The following is a 19,836-nucleotide window of genomic DNA, read 5'->3' on the forward strand; positions in this document are numbered from 1 at the left end:
TGACAAGCATTACCCATTTATTTTCGCGCAGCAACCATTCCCGCGTTCTGATTTACGTCATGAATACGCTCGACAATCTGTCGGCTCAGTTCATCGCCAAAAACACCGACCACGCCCAGCTCATGATAATGATTAAACGGCGTTTCAAAAATCGCGCGAGGCTCCATCACGCCGTTTTTCACCAGATATTCGACGATCTCGTTCAAGAAAGCCATTTGATCCGCATTCAAAGCGGGCGATCGGGCTAAAAACTCGGCAAATACCGCCTTGGCGGCACTGCGATCCAGACCGATAACCGAGCGCACCAGTTTTCCCAGCGGCTCCTGACCATAAATTTTCGCATACTCGTCTTTGGGGATCGGGCCACTTTCGGCGAACAGAATGGTTTCCAGCGCCAAAATGTCGGTCGGTGCGATCGGTTCATTATTTCTCAAGCGCCGGATCGTGACATGATCCTGATGCTCGCGGATAAAGCGCTGCACCCGCTCGCGATAATTCTGCAGATTCGGATCGCGCTTGACCACCTGATATTCGGTCGCTTCTTCCTGAATCAGCGTATCGGTAAAATGCGTGTACACATCCGCCTGCTCCTGCAGGCTGATAAACCGCGTCAATCCACGCAACCGCACCCGCACGTCTTCCAGCATCGGCAACGTGACATCCTGCCACCAGGCATCGGTTTGCAGCTCCAGAATGAGCGTCATCTGCGCCGCCACGCTGGGAATCGCCGCCTTATCTTCCAGTTCCCTGGCGATTTGTCGCACTGTGCGTTGATAGTTCTGCTGTGCCGGATTATTCTGCCACAGCGCTAACTGCAGATTCAAGAGCAACAGATCAAAACGGCGCACGCTTTCATCGTCGCTATCCACCGCGGGCAATCCGCTGATTTTTTTCGCCAGCACGTTCACATCGCGCTCATCCAGCGTTTGCCAGGCTTGCTGCCGGGCGTATTGCTCCACTGCCCTGCGCTGCTTGCGGATGATAAAATTATCCAAATCCAACGCCGCCACCACGCCGTGCAATTGATCCTTCAACTGCACCGCAAAATTTCTCACCGCCGCATCTTCCACACGTCCGTTTTGCAACGCGACCGCCAATTCCAGCCGCCGTTTGAAAACCTTCTGCTTCACCGAATCCTGCGTCGCGGCATCATAACCCGCAGGATTAACGTCAAAAAACTCCAGGTTCTGGCAGTAATCGAAAATGATGAATTCTTTTTTGTGCTCGCCGGGTGCGAATAAATCCTCGCACAGCCGCGTGCCCCGCCCCAACATCTGCCAGAACTTGACGCGCGAGCGCACCAGCTTGAAAAACACCAGATTGACGATTTCCGGCACATCGACACCGGTATCCAGCATATCGACCGACACCGCAATCTGTGGAAATTTGTCCTTAATCTTGAATTGGTCGATCAGACTTTGCGCGTATTTCACCGAAAAATCGATTTTCTGGCAAAACTGGCCAGCAAAGTGCGGATAATTCCTGTCGAACTGCGCGACGATAAAATCCGCGTGCTTGCTGTTCTTGGCGAAAATGATGGTTTTGCCAAGCGTATCGCCGCCTTGCACCTTGATGCCGTTTTCCATCAAGTGCATCAGCACCTTATTCACAGTATCCACATTGAACAACCACTGATTCAGCGCCGGTGGGTCGATCGCCTCCTTCAGCTCGCCGCTTTCCTCGTCGTAGAAACGTTCCTGCTGCTCGTATTCCTCCTGCTCCTGCGGCGACAAATCATGGTACTTGATGCCCTCGCGCTGAAATTTGAGCGGCACCGAAATCGCGCGCGGCGGTACCAGATAGCCATCCGCCACCGCCTGCTCCAGTTCGTAGGCAAAGGTCGGCTGGTGATCGTCGAGTTCAAACAACCGGTAGGTATTGCGATCCACCTCGCCGCGCGGCGTGGCGGTCAATCCCAGCAGCAGCGCGTCGAAATAATCGAAAATCGCGCCGTACTTCTGGTACACCGAGCGATGCGCTTCATCGATGATCACCAGATCAAAATGCGCCACGCTGAAAGTCTCCGTAATATCGCGCCGCGTGCCGTCGATGCAGTTCAACAGGGTCGGATAGGTGGAAAACACCACGCGCGCGTCGCCTTGCGTCGGTTCCAGCAGGCTCGTCACCGTCACGTGCGGCAAATACCGCTTGAATTCGCGTTTCGCCTGCCCCACCAGCGTGATGCGGTCGGCCAGAAACAACACCCGCCGCACCCAGCCGGCGCGCAACAGTATGTCGACCAGGGCAATCGACAAGCGCGTTTTGCCGGTGCCGGTGGCCATCACCAGCAGACTTTTGCGCTTGCGCTCGCGGCCAAAATGTTCCAGCACGCGGGTCGCGGCCTCGATCTGGTAAGGACGCCCGATGATCTCCGGTTTCGCTTGCAGCCCATGCAATGCCTCGCGCGTGGTGCGCTGATGCAGGCGCCATTGCAACTCGTCACGGGTGGCGAAGCCCTGCACTTCGCGCGGCGGGTAACAATGATCGTCCCACAACCACGTGGTGTAACCATTGGAATAATAAATCAGCGGGCGCTGGCCGAACTGCCGTTCCAGACCATCGGCATACAGAGCCGCCTGCTGCTTGCCTGCGAGCGGATTGCCACGGGTCTTTTTGGCTTCGATCAGCGCCACCGGCTTAGCGTCGCTGCCCCACAACACGTAATCCACATACCCATTGCCCGTGTGCTCGCCGCTGGCCGTCGGCATGCACTGCCGCACCTCGTATTCGGCCACATGCGCTCCCTTCGGGTCCCAGCCAGCCTCGCGCAGCATCACGTCGATGATCAGCTCGCGCGTCTGCGCCTCGGTATATTCGCCACTGCCGATGGTTTTCTGGTTGGCTTGCTTGAGTTGCTGCAGCGCAGCCAATTGCGCCTTTAGTTCTGCCAGTTCTGTTTCGGTGTGCGTGAGTTTTTCGTGCGCGGCGGCAGCCGTTGCATCCTTGGCAGCCAGTTGATCCTGCAACTGCTCCAGTTGCCGCACCGTCAATGGCGGGGTTTGCGGCTCAGTGCGAGATGTCGGTTGCGGCAGCCAATCCACCTGAAACGGCTGCGGCGCAGCATTCTGCCGCGTATACACGCGCGACAGCCAGCCGAGGAAGGTGTGCAGCGCCTGCGCGGCTTTCAGGCTTTCTTCTGCGGAAATATACTGATCGCCATGCGCGGCGACATTGCCCAGCCGGTGAATGAACTTGATGTCGTGAAACAAACCCTGTTTGATATTCTCGGCAAACGTCGGCTCATGAATCATCGCCGCCAGACTTTTTTCATATGGATGTTTCAAAGCGGTATCGTTGGCGAACAACCAGCGCAGCGACAACTCCAATGTTCGGCGAGCATAAATCGCCGCCGCGCGCGGATCGCGCAAGGCGTAGCTTTCGACTTGCTGCGCGTCGGCGTGTAGAAAAACCCAGTGTTTGGTAAGGAAACTGAAGTTGCTCAATTTTTCGTTGTTTCCCGCCATTCTTGGATTCCCGTTTTATGCAATTTTGAATTGTTGGGTTAATTCGCTACGAAAAACTTGCTGATTTAAAGCAGAAAACAAATGGCAAGAATCTTCAGTAAAAATATTTAATTTCTTATTATTCTTTATAAACCTAATGAACATTTCCGAAAATTGCTTCTGTAATTCAATTGGAGGGACCATTATTTCGTATCGCGCAAATTCTTCACGATTGAGTTTTGGGATGTTCGCTCGTGATGGTAGAGATTCCGTATATTTTACAAATGCTTCAGATATCAAAATAAACCATAAATATTCTTTTAAAAGAATTCGATCATCGGGTCTTACAGGATAAATATCTGCGCTACAAATACCAACAAAATCTGGAAGCGCAACTTTCCTCAAATACGGACGAATCTTGGTATACAGGATATATCGACCATCGAAAAGAAACTTATTACTTATCAAATTTTCCTCTATAGCTGATAAGCATTTCCGTATCTTCCCGGTATCTTTCTCTATTCTTTCAGCTCCAACATGTTTCAGATGTTTATATTCATCTTTCTTTGGGTCGATCATCCTTGCATCTAAGTAGGTACATTCACCAAGTTTCAGAGTATTCCATCCCTTCGGATTCGTCACCGGATCACCAAACATGTCCAGAAAAACGGAGCGAAGAAGTTGGTCGGTGAGGGCTATGGCTTGCTGGCGTTTGCGGCGTATGGCATCGGCCTTGTCCAGTATCCCTGCGATGTGTTTTTGTTCTTCTAATGGCGGAAGAAAAATTCGAATATTTTTAACTTCACTTGTTTTTATTGATGGATAAGCATCATTAACGATCAATCCTGATGGTGGGTTCTTTTCAAACCATCTATGCAGATAGCCTGCATCAACTTGTTTTCCGGGAATAACTGCTGCCAAATGACTTACTAAGAAAGCATCTTGTTTAAGACAATACACTCGCCCAATCTTTGCTGACATACCGCTTTTAGCAAAGATTACAGTATCTTTATTAAAAAGCTTTAGTCGAAATTCTTTTGCTTTTTCTTTATTAATTTTCTCAAAATTAGTTTCCTGCATTCCAGAAATTAATCCATTAAGACTACCTGCTCGAATAAAAGGTATGCCTTCTTCTGAAAACGCTTCTTGATCTTGTGGTGCACTTTGCCCAGTCGTGACTCTACAAACATCGCCTAATAGTACTTCTTTCACAACATTCCCCTCAACGCTCTCAAATCCGCCAAAATCTCCACTTCCAACGCCTCCAGTTGATCCAGAATCACCTGCGGCGCGTCGTATTCCACAGCTTCATATTCAAGTTCCCGATAACGATTGATCGACAGGTCGTATTTGTTGGCGGCGATGTCGGCTTTGCTCACCACAAAAGCTTGTTGCTTTTTATCCTCAAAACCCTGTCGAGTTGTTTGCCATTGTTCATAACGGGCGATAATATCCGGGATATTATTTCGGATGTGAAGTGCTGGATTCCCGCTTTCGCGGGAATGACGGGTGAGTTCCAGTTGTTGCTCCGGGGTCAATAGCGGTTCGCGTTTGTCGTCCAGGCTGTAGCCGTCGGCCTGCATGTCATAAAAGAATACCTTGTCGGTGCCGCCGGAGTCGGTGCGGGTGAAGATCAGGATCGCGGTGGAGACGCCAGCATAGGGTTTGAATACGCCGGAGGGCATGGAAATGATGGCGTCGAGTTTTTGTTCTTCCACCAGTGTCCGGCGCAGTTGCTGGTGCGCGTTGCTGGAACCGAACAGCACGCCGTCCGGGACGATGCAGGCGCAGCGCCCGCCGGGTTTGAGCTGTTTCAGGAACAGGCTGATGAACAGCAGTTCGGTTTTTTTGGTTTTACAAACTTGCAGCAGATCCTTGGCGGTGCCGTCAAAATCGAGCGAGCCCTTGAACGGCGGATTGGCGAGGATCAGCGTGTAGGCATTGCGTTGCAGCGCGTGGTCTTCGCTGAGACTGTCGCGGTTTTCGATCGAGGGGTTGTCGATGCCGTGCAAGGTCATGTTCATCGCGCCGATGCGCAGCATCGACGAATCAAAATCGGCGCCGTGGAACATGTGGTGATGAAAATGTTCCTTCAACGCGGCATCAAAGAACAGCGATTTGTGGTGCCGTTCCAGATATTCCGCCGCCGCGACCAGATAACCGCAGGTGCCGCACGCCGGATCGCAAATGATATCCTTCGGCGTCGGTGTGGTCAGCTCGACCATCAGCTTGATGATATGGCGCGGCGTGCGAAACTGCCCGTTCTGCCCGGCGCTGGCGATCTTGGACAGCATGTATTCGTACAGATCGCCCTTGGTGTCGCGGTCGTGCATCGGAATGGCGTCGATCATGTTGGTGACTTTATCCAGCAGCGCCGGGGTCGGGATGATGAACACCGCATCCTTCATGAAGCGGGTGTAAGCGCTCCCGGCGCGGCCATTGAGCGATTTGATGAACGGAAATACCTGATCGCGGAATACGGTGAATTTGCGCTCCGGGTCGAAATCCTTGAAGTACGACCAGCGCAGTTCGCTCTGCTGCGGTTCAAAAATGGGGTTGTCGAGGGTTTCGCCGAGCAGATTGGCCTGGCTTTCCTTCGCGGTGTGCAGTTCATCCAGCCGCTTGGCGAACAACAGATAGGTGATCTGCTCGATTACCGACAGCGGATTGGACACGCCACCGGACCAGAACGTGTTCCAGATTTGATCGACTTGATTCTTGATGGCACCAGTGATCATAATAATTCAAAGCCTGCTTATTCGTTTAAAAAAGCAGCAGCGTACACTAACAGGCGGTTAAAAATCTATCGGCATTGCCGCTGCGGTGTTAAAAACAGGATAAAAATTCTTATTTGTCAAGTACTTCCGAAATATTGACCTACTTTCTAGCGCCGCCTTTGACCTAATAATGATCCGAGCAGGCCGCGAGTAATTGCGCGTGCAATGGACGATCCGATTGAACGCGCTGCACTTTTCGCCATCGCATCCATCACCCCATCGCGCCGCCCTCCTCGCCCGCTTGATGAGCTTGAGAATAAATCGCTCAAATCTTTCAGCCCTCCCTCTTCCAGCGGTCTTTTCAAGTTTTCATTATCGGACGAGCTTCCAGTGCCCGCCCGTGCCAGGAGCAGTTCAAAGGCACTTTCGCGGTCGATTTCCTGCTCATACACGCCCGCCACAATAGAAGATTGCAGCAGCTGTTGTCGCTCTTCCTGTGAGATCGGCCCAATCTGGCTGGCCGGAGGAAGTATATACGCGCGCTCGGTAATGCCCGGAGAACCGTCGCGCTGAAGAAATGAAATCAACGCCTCGCCCACGGAAAGTTCAAGGATAGCTTGCTTGATATTCAGTTCCGGATTGGGTCGCATGGTATCAGCCACAGAGTTCACTGCTTTTTGATCACGTGGCGTAAATGCGCGTAAGGCATGCTGAATACGATTGCTTAGCTGGGTCAGCACTTTCTCGGGGATATCAAACGGATTCTGCGTGATGAAATAAATGCCGACACCTTTGGAGCGTATCAACCGTACAACCTGTTCGATTTTCTCCAATAAGACAGGCGTCGCGGTGCTAAACAACAAATGCGCTTCATCGAAAAAGAATATCAGCTTAGGTTTATCACGATCTCCGATTTCCGGTAAATTCTCGTACAACTCGGATAACAGCCACAGCAAAAAGGTGCTGTACAATCTTGGCGCGTTTAATAACTTATCAGCCGCAAGAATATTTATAACGCCTTTGCCATCGATAGTCTGCAATAAATCCTCGATATTCAACATGGGCTCACCGAAAAAGTGATCTCCACCCTGTTCTTCTATTTGCAACAAACCACGTTGAATGGCGCCAATCGATGCCGATGAAACGCTGCCGTACTGGGTCTTGAATTTATCCGCGTTATCGCCCACAAATTGCAGCAATGCGCGCAGGTCTTTGAGATCGAGCAACAACAATCCATAATCATCCGCCACCTTAAAAACCAGCGTCAAGACACCTTCTTGCGTTTCATTGAGATTCAGCAGACGAGCCAGCAACAACGGCCCCATGTCGGAAATAGTCGCGCGCAACGGATGTCCATTTTCTTGCAACACATCCCACAGCGTAACCGGAAAACCTTGCCATTGTGGAACATCCATCTGCATCCTATTCAGATGAGTTTCTAATTTATCTGTCAATGAACCCGGTTGACTGATGCCGGTTAAATCACCTTTGACATCGGCCATGAATACCGGCACGCCGATGTTGGAGAAGCTTTCAGCCAGTTTTTGCAAAGTCACCGTCTTGCCTGTCCCCGTGGCACCTGTAATACATCCGTGACGCGTGGCCATTTCGGGCAAAAGCGCCAACTCGATTTTGTTTGTTTTGGCAATAATCAACGGCTCAGACATTTGGATTGATGAGATACCAGAATATGCATTGAAGGTCGCATTGTAAGTCAATTAAGCGGAATGGCAATGGAAACATACATATCGATGTATACTACCCATTGGTTTTGCTAAAGCCTAAAGTCGCTTATCAGCTTTAAATCAAGATTTTTGATTAATTTCTAAATAAAAAGCCCTTGAACAAGCAATTAGTCTGTGGAGATATTGGCGGTACCAAAACCATTCTGCAAGCAGCAGAAATAAGTAATGGTATGGTGCGCGAGTTATTCACTCACCGTTACGACAATCATAAATTTGCGACCTTCTCTGAAATCTTGCAAGACTTCCTGAACCGGACCCAAGCTACAAATCGTCCACTTTCAGCATGCTTTGCAGTCGCGGGACCCATTGTTACGCAGCAAGCACAACTGACTAACTTGCCCTGGCAAATCAGTAGCAGCGACATTTCGGCTGAATTTTCAATTCCTTCTGTCAAACTGATTAATGATTTTGAAGCCGCCGCTTTAGGCATTGAAAGCTTGTCACCGAGCGATATGGCAACACTACAGACTGGAAAATCACTGGCACAGTCAATGCGCGTGGTACTTGGCGCAGGCACGGGAATGGGTGTAGCCTGGCTCACTTGGCTGGAAGATCGCTATGTTGCAATACCCACCGAAGCGGGTCATATGGATTTTGCTCCGACCAACGCACTACAAATTGAGCTGCTTGAAACGCTCCTTAATAAATTTGGTCATGTATCCGTAGAGCGATTACTCTCGGGGTCCGGATTAACAAATATTTTCAAATTTCTACAAATGAATTCTACAACTGTTTCAAATCTTGCGCCTATCGACCTTGAAGAAGATTGTGGTGCCACAATTACAACACTGGCGTTTACGCATCAGCATCCAATCGCGATAAAATCGATCAGTTTATTTGCCGAGATTTATGGCGCCTATGCCGGGAATCTGGCATTGACAGGACTCACACGAGGCGGTGTATATATAGCTGGCGGCATTGCCCCTAAGATTCTCAGTATTCTGGAATTTGGTGGCTTCATGCAAGCATTCCACGACAAAGGGAGATTTTCTCAATTAATGCACGAATTTCCGGTGTCTATCATTACAAATTCTGAGGTCGGCTTGCTGGGCGCGAGACAGGAGGCACATCGCTTGCTCAACAGTTAAGATTGAAAGTTTGACTACTTCAGATTTAAATCTGATTTCCTTACTTTTCAGATCAACTCAAACATAACTCTAATTAAGGAGAACATGAATGTTTCCGCGCACCGCTTACACCATTACCGTCAATCCTAAAATACCAAACCGCCTTAGACGGCTGGAAGAATTGGCCAACAATCTTTGGTACAGCTGGGATCGCGCTACGCGCACATTGTTTTCCCGCCTTGATCCACATTTATGGGAAGCAGTCGGCCATAATCCTAAAGCATTTCTTAAACGCGTGGATGAGTCAGTACTCATAAAAGCCACAGAAGATCGTGTTTTTCTGGCTTCTTACAATAGTATTCTATCCACCTATGATTCCTATCACGATGCTACTGCAGCGCCGATTAATGACGAGTTAGATCCACAAGATCAGATTGCCTATTTCTGTTTTGAGTTTGGTTTTCACGAAAGCTTGCCCATTTATTCAGGGGGCTTGGGCATCTTGGCAGGCGATCATTGCAAAGCAGCCAGTGATTTACATCTTCCATTTGTAGCGATTGGCTTACTGTATCGGCAAGGATATTTTTCTCAAACTATCGATGTTTTGGGTAATCAGCAAGTCGCTTACACTGTTTCTGACTTTGATGATCTGCCTGTCACGCCGGTAACGCGCGAGGATGGTTCGAGTTTGCAAATTACAGTGCCGCTTTCGCAGCGTGAGGTCACGGTAAAAGTATGGCAGGCAAAAATCGGTCATGTCACATTGTTTCTGTTGGATGCCGATTTGCCGGAAAATTCTGCTGAAGATCGTTACATCACCCACAACCTCTATGGTGGTGACAAAGTCATGCGCATAGAACAAGAAATTATTCTAGGTATGGGCGGCGTGCGTGCTCTGCAAGCGCTCGGCATCAAACCTACGATATGGCATATCAATGAAGGTCACGCTGCTTTTATGATTCTGGAACGCATTCACGCGCTTGTGCAGCAAGGACTCGACTTTGCCAGCGCTTTGGAAAGTGTGGCAGTCAACACAGTTTTCACAACCCATACCGCAGTTCCTGCCGGACATGATCATTTCAATACTGATCTCATCCAAACCTATTTTGACAACTTTTATCGTAGTTTGAATATTACTCGCGAAGAATTCATGGCACTCGGACATGTGGCAGGAAGCCCGGATTTTAATATGACAGCATTGGCAATCCATGGCTCACGTACTCATAACGGGGTCAGCAAGATACACGGTAGTGTTTCCTCGAATATTTGCCGGGATTTATGGCCACAAATCGAGCCGGAAGAAAATCCGATTTCTTATGTTACCAATGGCGTCCATGTTCCGACCTTTCTTGCGCAGGAATGGTCCGATCTGTTTGATCGTTATCTAGGCCATGAATGGCGCAACAAAATGTGTGATACCGATTATTGGTCAGGCATTGATGCAATACCGGATCATTTGTTCTGGAGTGTACGACAATCATTAAAATCACAAATGTTTTATGGTATTCGCTCCCGTATTAGCGAGCAGAACGCTAGAAATCGTGGCTCCGAGGCACATCTCGACCGGCTGTTAAAATTTGTCGACCCCATCAATCCGAATATTCTGACATTGGGTTTTGCGCGTCGTTTTGCAACCTATAAACGCGCTGCATTATTATTTGAAAACCTCGATTGGCTACGGAAAATTATTCTCGATCAAGAGCGCCCCGTACTGTTTTTGTTCGCCGGCAAGGCACACCCAGCCGATGTGCCAGGACAGGACTTGATACGGCGCATCAGTCAGATTGCACATTTTCCTGAATTTGAAGGACGGATTTTATTGGTGGAAGGTTATGATCTGCGGCTCGGCCGACGCCTTGTCGCCGGGGTCGATGTCTGGCTTAACAACCCGATTTATCCATTGGAAGCAAGTGGCACTTCCGGCATGAAAGCCGGCATCAATGGCGCAATTAACCTGAGTGTACTGGATGGCTGGTGGGGAGAAGGCTATGATGGGAGAAATGGCTGGGCGATCAAACCAGGGCTTGAAAATATGGATGCAGCATTACGTGACCAAGAAGAAAGCCGGGCACTCTATGAAATCCTTCAAGATCAAGTGGTTCCACTGTATTACAACTATGGCAAGCTTGGCTACTCGCCGGAGTGGGTAAGAATGGCCAAGCTTTCGATGATGTCCCTATTGCCGCGCTACAACGCAACCCGCATGGTCGATGAATATGTGACAAAATTCTATCGTCCGGCCAGCAGCAAAGGCATGTTATATGCAGCAAACGATTTTACTGACGCAAAGAATATTGCTACGTGGAAAACCAAAATAAAACAGGCATGGCGCGGCGTTACGATACGCCGGTTGGATACGCCTTGTGAGCGGATTCATTTTAATGAAGCAGTGAATTTCAAAGTGGCCGCAAATCTGAATGGCCTGTCCCCGGAAGACGTCGTCATCGAGCTGCTGATCTGTCGCCAGTTTAAAACGACCAAGCTATGTAATTTCCAACACTTCAAGTTTGAATCCACCGGCACTCAGGATTCGCACGAGCATTTATTCGAACTTAAACTGATTCCTGAATTATGCGGCAAACAGGAGTATTTCATCCGTGCTTACCCTTACCATTCATTGCTTTCCCATCCTTTGGAAATGGGCTTGATGGTATGGCTGTAAGGAAATTTTTTAGGTGTAATTATCGCGAATCTTTACTTTTTTTCTACAGGAGAAATTAGGATGAACAATAACCCTGTCGGCTGGTTCGAAATTTACGTACAGGATATGGATCGGGCCAAGCGCTTTTACGAATCGGTTTTTCAAGTTCAGCTGGAACGGTTAAACAGTCCTGTAGAAATGGAAATAGAATTGTGGAGCTTTCCAATGAAAAGTGATCAGTTTGGAGCGTCTGGAGCACTGGTCAAAATGGAAGACGGTCCCGGCGGAGGGAATGGCGTACTCGTCTATTTTACCTGCGCTGATTGTGCTATTGAAGCTGATCGCGCAGCCACTGCAGGTGGACACATCGTACGCGAGAGAATGCCCATTGGCCAATATGGCTTCATTGCTTTGATCCAGGACACTGAGGGCAATATGATCGGCTTGCACTCCATGAAATAGTTTTATTTTTGAATCTGAAATAACTAACGGCATTGGTCATAGTATTCGTTTTCAACACTGATTTGGATCGTAAAAAAGCCACAGGGAAAATTTCCCCTGCGGCTTAAAATGATGAATTAGCAACTAATTATAATTATAATTATAATGTTTTATACTGCACGACGGCGTCGTAATGAAAAGCCAATCATCCCTAATCCAGCGAGTAACATTGCATAGGTTTCCGGTTCGGGTACTGGGGAAATGTAGGAATCCAGTGTATAAGAACCACCTTTCGAGCCTAAAACAGCGCCTGTAACTTCATAATAGTAATTACCAGGCCCCAGTTTGCCAAAATCCATGCCTACCGATGAAGAATCAAATGCAAACGACCCCACGGAGGTGTCATTCGTGTAGTTACCATCAACACTGGTTTCTTTCCACAACTGCAATGCAGCGCCATTAATATTAAACTTTCCGAAATCATTGGTGACCGCGATAGACACCACATCGTTTCTATTGGGCAAGTTAAATGTAAATATGTGATCAAACGAGCCGGCACCTGATCCTAGCAATACACTTGCATGCTCAACAGGATCATCGTGAATACCCCAGTTGCCCATAACAGTCGGTGCAGCGTTAGAAACACCACTTGCCATCAGAATTGCAGCTGCTAATAGTTTCAGTTTAAAACTGTTTCTCATTTGAATCTCCAATAGAGTAAATAAAGAAAATATTAAAAAACCAACCGTCTTGGACCTACTGAGGTTTTAATGCAACACAGGTGACATTCTAGGTTTAATATTTAACTGTATCTATAGGAAATTACTACTTATTTTATACTACGCCCGGATAGCACAGCATAGTACATTCATACTGATTATAAATATTTAGTTTAATCTAATTAATTAGATATACGATATTTCTCAATCAGGACAAGCAGGGTTTACTGGTCAATTTTGGTCCGCAATAACGAATTTGAAACCTCGGCAAAAGGCATCATTCAGACCGATCTTTCCGTACTGCATCCAAAAGGCCGCAGTTCGTAATTTTGGCTATGACGCAATTTTTAATCATGACAGCTTGAAATGTACAAATAATATCTGCAAATAGAAATTCCTCCACAAAAAATCTCCGGCAAATCCACGAGAATTTACACTGACTTGCTCGCACAAAGAATCAAATTTCTCTCATTACTTTTTGGGACAAAACCAGGACAAGCAGACTAGAAAAAAAGTTCAGATGTCTCTTACTTATATATCTGTTTATTAATACTATTTAAGTGGCAGTTATTGAAAGTGAATAATCACCGACTGTCGTTGTAAAAATTAATCTGACCAAGATCAAGTGAAGGTTGTACGTCATGAAGGTTATGGTCATTACACAAAATCAAGAGGGGGAAAAATGAAGGGAAATCAGTCAAGAAAGATGTATTGCAACTTAATTGTTGCAGCATTTCTTTGCATAGGATTACAGGTTTCAGTGCATGGAGCATTACCGGGGGGGTCACTTGATCCAACGACGATTCCGAAATATATCAAGCCACTCAAAATCCTACCTGCAATGCCGAAATCAACAAACCCAAATAATTTTTCTGGAGATTATTATGAGATCGCTGTGCGGCAGTTTCAACAAGAAGTGGTACCGGGTTTAAATACTACCGTCTGGGGTTATGGTTCGATCAGTGATGATAGCAGTTTCAGCTATCCAGCCTACACCATTGAAGCAGTCCAAAATAAACCGGTCCGGGTCAAATGGATAAATGATCTGAAAAAGCCAAACGGAAAATATCTGCCACACCTCTTGCCGATTGATCAAACCCTGCACTGGGCTAATCCGCTTATGGCAGATATGCACGGCGATGATCCCACCCCTTACACAGGGCCCGTGCCGATGGTGCCGCACCTTCATGGTGCGCACGTAACCCAGGACAGTGATGGTTATCCTGAAGCCTGGTTTCTGCCGAATGCCACCAATATTCCGGCTAGCTACGCCAGATTTGGCACCAAGTATGAACAATTCAAAGGTGAAGCAGAAGCAGCCTACGGACAAACATGGGAACCAGGTACCGCCGTTTATCAATACCCTAACGATCAGCGGGCTGCAGCTCTCTGGTACCATGACCACTCTCTGGGTATGACCCGCACTAACGTGTATGCCGGACCGACTGGTTTCTACTTGATTCGCGGCGGAAGCGACGATTTAACCTCTGGCCTTCCTTCCGGCGCTTACGAAATCCCCTTGATCATCCAGGATAAATCATTTAACAAGAATGGGTCGCTGTTCTATCCAGACAACCGCGCCTTTTTTGAAGGACTAAAACAAAATAAATTGAAGATACCATTTATTCCGGAGCTGACAATTGATGGCGAACAAAGCGATGTATCGCCTATCTTCAATCCGGAATTCTTTGGCAATACCATGGTAGTCAATGGCAGCACCTGGCCTTATCTCGAAGTGGAAAAACGACGCTATCGTTTCCGTGTATTGAATGCTTCAGATTCCCGCTTCTTAATCCTAAAGATGAGCAATAATCATAAGTTTTGGGTAATCGGTAATGACGGCGGTTTCTTGTCAGCGCCGGTTAAGCTTAAGACGCTGCTCATCGCACCGGCCGAACGATTCGACATTATTATCAATTTCGCTAAAATTCCAGCGGGCACAAAGATTACTCTGCAGAATATTGGCCCAGACGAACCTTTTGGAGGCGGAGAGCCAGACAATGATTTCGATATAGCAGATCCTGACACTACGGGTCAGGTAATGCAATTTCGTGTTGTGGCGAATAGCGGTTCTGATGACAGTATTCGACCAAAAAATATACAGTTGCCTGCGATCACTCCCATTTCTGGCAATCCGGTTATCCGTCATCTGTCGATCAACGAATTGGTATCGCAGACCGTATTCATTCCCGTTGATAGCGAAGGTGATCCCATATTGAACAATCAAGGCAAACTTGTCGCAGTGCCAGCAAACGCGCCGGGGGCAGATAGGTTTGGGCCGGTAAAAGCGGAATTAGGAACCATGGAAAACGGCGTTCCGGTACCACAGTCCTGGATGGGACCAATAAGCAATACCCCTACCGTGGGTCAAACCGAAGAGTGGGTGCTCTACAACTACACAGAAGATGCCCATCCTATCCACCTGCATCAAATACAGTTCGAGGTCATTGAGCGCATCGATCAAATGGGAAAAGTAACAGGCCCAGAGCCTTGGGAAACCGGATTCAAGGACACCGTTATCGCCTATCCTGGTGACGGAGATGCAAATCCAGGTATTACCCGCCTCAGGGTCAAATTTGACCTTCCTGGACTTTTTGTGTGGCACTGTCATATTCTCTCGCATGAGGACAACGAAATGATGCTCCCGATTAAAACCGTAGCGCCATAGATAACAACGTTAATAGAGTAGATAAATGAAAGCCGCAGCTTTGCTGTGGCTTTTTTGGGTCTAGGAAATCAAGTGAATTACCTTATTCTTTCAAGAAATAAAGATGTGAGAGAATAAAAAGATAAAAATTCAAGCCAACTACCCCGTGAGGCGCAAAACAAATTGATAAGGCGAAAAAAGACGGATGTGTAACGAAAATCGATTACGAGCATAAAGCCTCGGTTAACAGCCTTACTTCATCTTCTGAATCTTTTAAAATATTGCTTAGTGTTACATCATCGGTTAAAAAATCAACGTTGGCGCAAGCATCATACCTTTTTTGATCAGAGGGTAAAGCAAAAGGCGATTTGACGGGAGCCAGTTGATTGGCAATTAGCAGTGTATCGCCAAGTGAGCTTGGTGGAAATGCTAAATACCCTTGCCACAGATAAGTTATATTTTCCAATACCAATTCTGGTACTGAAAGTGCTTTTAAGATGGCAGTGCCGATGATAATTTCACAATTGAGCTCATTCTCGTCTTCCAGCTCTTCGTCACTGTTCCATGAACTCGCCATGCTTTCATCGATTAATCCCGGATAATATTTTTCTCGAGCTAATAGGTAAAACCAGCTAATTTCATGGATCATTCCGGCAAACATGGCTGTTTCCGGATCTTGCCGCGTGACTCGACGTGCGATCACTTGGGCTAGTGCAGCTACATAAGCGGAATGTTTCCATAATTGGGTAACTTGCTCACTTTTAGCTAACGATGCTACTAGTTGCTGCACCACCACAGCTGTTGCTAAATTTCGCACCGTTCGCATGCCAATCAGCGTAACCGCTGAGCGCACATCGGTGATTTTTCTGCCTGAGCGGTTAAACACAACTGAGTTGGCGATTGCAACCACCTTTGTCGATAGCAACGGTTCGGCTTGAATCAACCGTACTATAGAATCGATACTACAATCGGGATCTTCTAATTTTTCCTTGATCTTGATCGCCGCAGTGGCTGACGTCGGAAAAATCAATCGACCTTGTTCTACTTCGGCTGCCAATACACCTAATATTGCGCTTTTTTCCATAAATACCTCTTTTCACTGTACCGGGCACTGCGTGATTTATTTTCACTATCCTGTAGGTTACGCCAAGATGTTAAAAATAAATTAACAAAAAGAGCAGCTAATAGAAGCTATTTCTAGCGCACTCTGTTGTAACAACTGAAATAAAGAATAGTTTTGTAACCGGCAGCGCCTGTGGCAGCTTATAATGAAACCCTTATCTTGTATATAATCCTAAATATTACAAATTTAAATATCGGTTAAAACTCAATCCATGGACACCACAGACATCAAAAGTTATATGCATTTCGTCGGCCAAGAGGCGCGTGCGGCCTCCCGTTTGGTTGCGAAAGCCGATACTGCGGCTAAAAACCAAGCATTAACCGCGATGGCCAATGCAATCCGACGCGATGAATCATCTCTATTGGCGGCCAATGCTAAAGATCTGGAAAATGCGCGCGCGAAAGGCCTGGATGCCTCAATGATCGACCGGTTAGCTTTGTCGGCTAAAAGCGTGGCAACGATGGCGGAAGGTTTGATGCAGATTGCTGCATTGGCTGATCCGGTGGGAGAAATCAGTGAATTGAATTACCGTCCATCCGGCATCCAGGTAGGAAAAATGCGTGTGCCTCTTGGTGTCATCGGAATTATTTATGAAGCACGCCCGAATGTGACAGCTGACGCTGCGGGTTTGTGTTTGAAATCGGGTAATGCAGCTATTTTGCGTGGCGGCTCGGAAGCCATTAATAGTAATCAGGCAATTGCTGCGTGCGTAAAAGAAGGATTGCGCTTGGCCGGATTACCGGAAACGGCGGTACAAGTGATTGAAACCATCGATCGCGCGGCAGTTGGTGAACTAATCGCGATGAAAGATTTTGTTGACGTGATCGTACCTCGTGGTGGTAAAGGTTTGATCGAGCGTATTACAAAAGATGCACGCATTCCAGTGATTAAACACTTGGATGGTGTTTGTCATGTTTACATTGACAATGAAGCAGACTTTGATAAAGCGGTACGGATAGTGGATAACGCAAAAACCCAACGATACGGCACCTGCAACACGATGGAAACGCTGCTGATCCACGAAGCAATTGCACCAAGGATATTGCCAGTGCTGAGCAAAATCTATTTAGATAAAGGCGTCGAGTTACGAGGCGATGAAACGGCTTGTAGCATCATCCCACATATGAAAGCGGCTACTGAGCAAGATTGGTATGAAGAATACCTGGCACCCATATTGAGCATCCGCATTGTCGATGGATTGGATCAGGCGATTGACCACATCACGAAATACGGCTCGCAACATACCGATGCGATTGTTACCGAAAACTATGCCCGTGCGCGCCGCTTTCTACGTGAAGTCGACTCCAGCTCAGTGATGGTCAATACCACTCCGCGTTTCGCAGATGGATTTGAATACGGTCTGGGTGCAGAAATTGGCATTTCTACCGACAAAATCCATGCTCGCGGCCCAGTTGGACTAGAAGGATTGACCAGTCAAAAATATATCGTGCTGGGTGACGGCCAGATAAGACAATAAATTCATCAATAAAAAAGGTGTTATGGCGCAAGTTGTTGAAGTAAAGATTCCCGATATCGGTGATTTTAAGGATGTTCCAGTTATCGAAGTGCTTGTTGCACCCGGAACATCAGTTGAAAAAGAAACCTCGCTTATTACGCTGGAAACTGATAAAGCTTCGCTGGAAGTACCTTCTCCACACGCCGGAGTGATTAAGGAAATCACAGTTAAAGTCGGCGATAAAGTATCTGAAGGCTCGGTTATCCTGACTTTGACAATAGCTGAACAATCCACGGGCGCAGGGAGTCTTGAAAGAGAAGCCAGAGACAGCCAAGAAATACCGGTGGTATCAGTTGCTGCTTCGATCCCTGCGACAACATCAACGAAATCCCTGTCACAAGGCGATATTCATGCGGAAGTGGTGGTTATTGGTGCCGGCCCCGGAGGATATACCGCGGCTTTCCGCGCAGCTGATCTAGGGAAAAAAGTGGTCCTAATCGAGCGTTATCCGACGCTCGGTGGCGTGTGTTTGAATGTAGGCTGCATTCCATCCAAGGCTTTGCTACATATTGCCAAGGTAATTACTGAAGCGGAAGATGTGCGAGCGCAAGGAATCGTATTTGGCAAATCTCAAGTAGATATTAACAAGCTGCGCACCTGGAAGGAGTCAGTCATCAGCAAACTGACCAAAGGCCTGAAAGTACTCGCTAAACAACGAAAAGTTACAATCATTCATGGTGCCGGAAAATTTGCCACGCCACATCTAATAAAAGTTGAAACAAGCGAAGGCGAAAAAACGGTATCATTTGACAACTGCATAATTGCGGTCGGCTCTAGCGTGGCCCGTATTCCCGATTTTCCGTATGACGATCCACGATTGATGGATTCTACCGGCGCTCTTAAATTGAGCGATATACCTCAACGTATGTTGGTTATAGGAGGTGGCATTATCGGTTTGGAAATGGCAACCGTCTATGACGCACTAGGAAGCAAAATCAGTGTTGTGGAATGGATGGATCAATTGATTCCGGGCGCTGATGCTGACCTGGTAAAGCCATTGTACCGCCGCATTAAGAAACGCTATGAAGCGATTTATCTTAAAACCAAAGTAACCCGGATTGAAGCTAGAGAGAACGGACTCATTGTGACCTTTGAAGGCGAGAATGCGCCGAAACCGCAAATCTATGATCGCATTCTGATGGCGGTTGGGCGCCGCCCTAACGGACGCGCCATCGGTGCCGAGGAAATTGGCATTCAAATCAACGAGCGCGGTTTCATTCCTGTGGATCAGCAGATGCGTACTAATCTTCCGCATATCTTTGCAATCGGAGATACCGCTAGCGAACCAATGCTAGCCCATAAAGCAACCTATGAAGGCAAACTAGCCGCCGAGATAATCGCCGGGCACAAAGCAGTTTTTGAGGCCCGCACCATTCCTTCAGTGGCATATACCGATCCCGAGATCGCCTGGATGGGCTTGACCGAGAAAGAAGTTATTCAGCAGGAAATTGATTACGAAAAAACTAGCTTCCCTTGGGCGGCTAGTGGCAGAGCAATCTCAATGGCACGTGAAGAAGGATTAACGCAACTACTCCTGGACAAAAGCACACGACGTATTCTGGGAGCCGGTATTACAGGCGTCAATGCCGGTGAACTGATCGCTGAAACCGTACTAGCATTAGAAATGGGAGCAGACATGCAGGATATTGGTTTGACAATCCATCCCCATCCCACGCTCTCGGAAACAGTTTTATTCGCAGCCGAAATGGCAGAAGGAACCATTACCGATCTTTTCATACCTAAGAAATAGTTTCATCGATAAATCAATAAATTAATG

General features: G+C 47.6%; 12 protein-coding genes. 6 read left to right on the forward strand and 6 right to left on the reverse strand.

Annotation, left to right across the window (positions count from 1 at the left end):
• Window positions 1–17 precede the first annotated feature (17 nt).
• From K2Q13_RS07840 to K2Q13_RS07855, 4 genes are all read right to left on the reverse strand, one after another.
• Window positions 18–3,464 (reverse strand): DEAD/DEAH box helicase family protein, encoded by a 3,447-nt coding sequence (locus K2Q13_RS07840; RefSeq protein ID WP_292920506.1) that lies wholly within the window; start codon window positions 3,462–3,464, stop codon window positions 18–20.
• A gap of 15 nt (window positions 3,465–3,479) precedes the next feature.
• A complete protein-coding gene (locus K2Q13_RS07845) occupies window positions 3,480–4,655 on the reverse strand; it encodes a restriction endonuclease subunit S (RefSeq protein WP_292920507.1) in 1,176 nt (391 codons plus the stop codon).
• Window positions 4,652–6,181, reverse strand: coding sequence for a class I SAM-dependent DNA methyltransferase (locus tag K2Q13_RS07850; RefSeq protein WP_292920508.1), 1,530 nt, complete (start codon window positions 6,179–6,181; stop codon window positions 4,652–4,654). Before K2Q13_RS07850 ends, K2Q13_RS07845 begins: the two co-directional genes overlap by 4 nt.
• A gap of 146 nt (window positions 6,182–6,327) precedes the next feature.
• Window positions 6,328–7,827, reverse strand: a complete 1,500-nt coding sequence (locus K2Q13_RS07855) for a helicase HerA-like domain-containing protein (protein WP_292920509.1) — start codon at window positions 7,825–7,827, stop codon at window positions 6,328–6,330.
• A gap of 173 nt (window positions 7,828–8,000) precedes the next feature.
• On the opposite strand from K2Q13_RS07855, the gene glk reads away from it, so the two are divergent.
• The 3 genes from glk (at window position 8,001) to K2Q13_RS07870 (ending at window position 12,075) form a co-directional block, all read left to right on the forward strand.
• Window positions 8,001–8,993, forward strand: a complete 993-nt coding sequence (glk, locus tag K2Q13_RS07860) for a glucokinase (RefSeq protein ID WP_292920510.1) — start codon at window positions 8,001–8,003, stop codon at window positions 8,991–8,993.
• A gap of 88 nt (window positions 8,994–9,081) precedes the next feature.
• Window positions 9,082–11,634, forward strand: a complete 2,553-nt coding sequence (gene glgP, locus K2Q13_RS07865) for an alpha-glucan family phosphorylase (RefSeq protein WP_292920511.1) — start codon at window positions 9,082–9,084, stop codon at window positions 11,632–11,634.
• 60 nt (window positions 11,635–11,694) lie between these two features.
• A complete protein-coding gene (locus tag K2Q13_RS07870) occupies window positions 11,695–12,075 on the forward strand; it encodes a VOC family protein (protein ID WP_292920512.1) in 381 nt (126 codons plus the stop codon).
• A 149-nt stretch (window positions 12,076–12,224) separates the two neighbouring features.
• On the opposite strand, the gene K2Q13_RS07875 is transcribed toward K2Q13_RS07870, so the two are convergent.
• Window positions 12,225–12,755 (reverse strand): FxDxF family PEP-CTERM protein, encoded by a 531-nt coding sequence (locus tag K2Q13_RS07875; RefSeq protein WP_292920513.1) that lies wholly within the window; start codon window positions 12,753–12,755, stop codon window positions 12,225–12,227.
• A gap of 700 nt (window positions 12,756–13,455) precedes the next feature.
• Here K2Q13_RS07875 and K2Q13_RS07880 point away from each other — a divergent pair.
• On the forward strand, window positions 13,456–15,441 hold the full coding sequence (locus K2Q13_RS07880; RefSeq protein WP_292920514.1) for a multicopper oxidase domain-containing protein: 1,986 nt from the start codon (window positions 13,456–13,458) through the stop codon (window positions 15,439–15,441).
• A 202-nt stretch (window positions 15,442–15,643) separates the two neighbouring features.
• Here K2Q13_RS07880 and K2Q13_RS07885 read toward each other — a convergent pair whose 3' ends face one another.
• Window positions 15,644–16,504, reverse strand: coding sequence for an HDOD domain-containing protein (locus tag K2Q13_RS07885; protein WP_292920515.1), 861 nt, complete (start codon window positions 16,502–16,504; stop codon window positions 15,644–15,646).
• A gap of 250 nt (window positions 16,505–16,754) precedes the next feature.
• Here K2Q13_RS07885 and K2Q13_RS07890 point away from each other — a divergent pair, with 250 nt between their 5' ends.
• Both K2Q13_RS07890 and lpdA read left to right on the forward strand, forming a co-directional pair.
• Window positions 16,755–18,020, forward strand: coding sequence for a glutamate-5-semialdehyde dehydrogenase (locus tag K2Q13_RS07890; protein ID WP_292920516.1), 1,266 nt, complete (start codon window positions 16,755–16,757; stop codon window positions 18,018–18,020).
• Window positions 18,021–18,042: 22 nt separating this feature from the next.
• The gene (lpdA, locus tag K2Q13_RS07895) at window positions 18,043–19,809 is read left to right on the forward strand and encodes a dihydrolipoyl dehydrogenase (RefSeq protein WP_292920517.1); all 1,767 of its coding nucleotides are present in this window, start codon (window positions 18,043–18,045) and stop codon (window positions 19,807–19,809) included.
• Window positions 19,810–19,836: the final 27 nt, after the last annotated feature.

This window comes from Nitrosomonas sp., assembly GCF_019752095.1.
Classification (GTDB): Bacteria; Pseudomonadota; Gammaproteobacteria; order Burkholderiales; family Nitrosomonadaceae; genus Nitrosomonas.

Bases quoted from the DNA above. Each gene is read 5' to 3' on its own strand.
- K2Q13_RS07840 (WP_292920506.1), bottom strand. From the start codon at position 3,464: ATGGCGGGAAACAACGAAAAATTGAGCAACTTCAGTTTCCTTACCAAA.
- K2Q13_RS07850 (WP_292920508.1), bottom strand. From the start codon at position 6,181: ATGATCACTGGTGCCATCAAGAATCAAGTCGATCAAATCTGGAACACG.
- K2Q13_RS07855 (WP_292920509.1), bottom strand. From the start codon at position 7,827: ATGTCTGAGCCGTTGATTATTGCCAAAACAAACAAAATCGAGTTGGCG.
- glgP (WP_292920511.1), top strand. From the start codon at position 9,082: ATGTTTCCGCGCACCGCTTACACCATTACCGTCAATCCTAAAATACCA.
- K2Q13_RS07870 (WP_292920512.1), top strand. From the start codon at position 11,695: ATGAACAATAACCCTGTCGGCTGGTTCGAAATTTACGTACAGGATATG.
- K2Q13_RS07875 (WP_292920513.1), bottom strand. From the start codon at position 12,755: ATGAGAAACAGTTTTAAACTGAAACTATTAGCAGCTGCAATTCTGATG.
- K2Q13_RS07880 (WP_292920514.1), top strand. From the start codon at position 13,456: ATGAAGGGAAATCAGTCAAGAAAGATGTATTGCAACTTAATTGTTGCA.
- K2Q13_RS07885 (WP_292920515.1), bottom strand. From the start codon at position 16,504: ATGGAAAAAAGCGCAATATTAGGTGTATTGGCAGCCGAAGTAGAACAA.
- K2Q13_RS07890 (WP_292920516.1), top strand. From the start codon at position 16,755: ATGGACACCACAGACATCAAAAGTTATATGCATTTCGTCGGCCAAGAG.
- lpdA (WP_292920517.1), top strand. From the start codon at position 18,043: ATGGCGCAAGTTGTTGAAGTAAAGATTCCCGATATCGGTGATTTTAAG.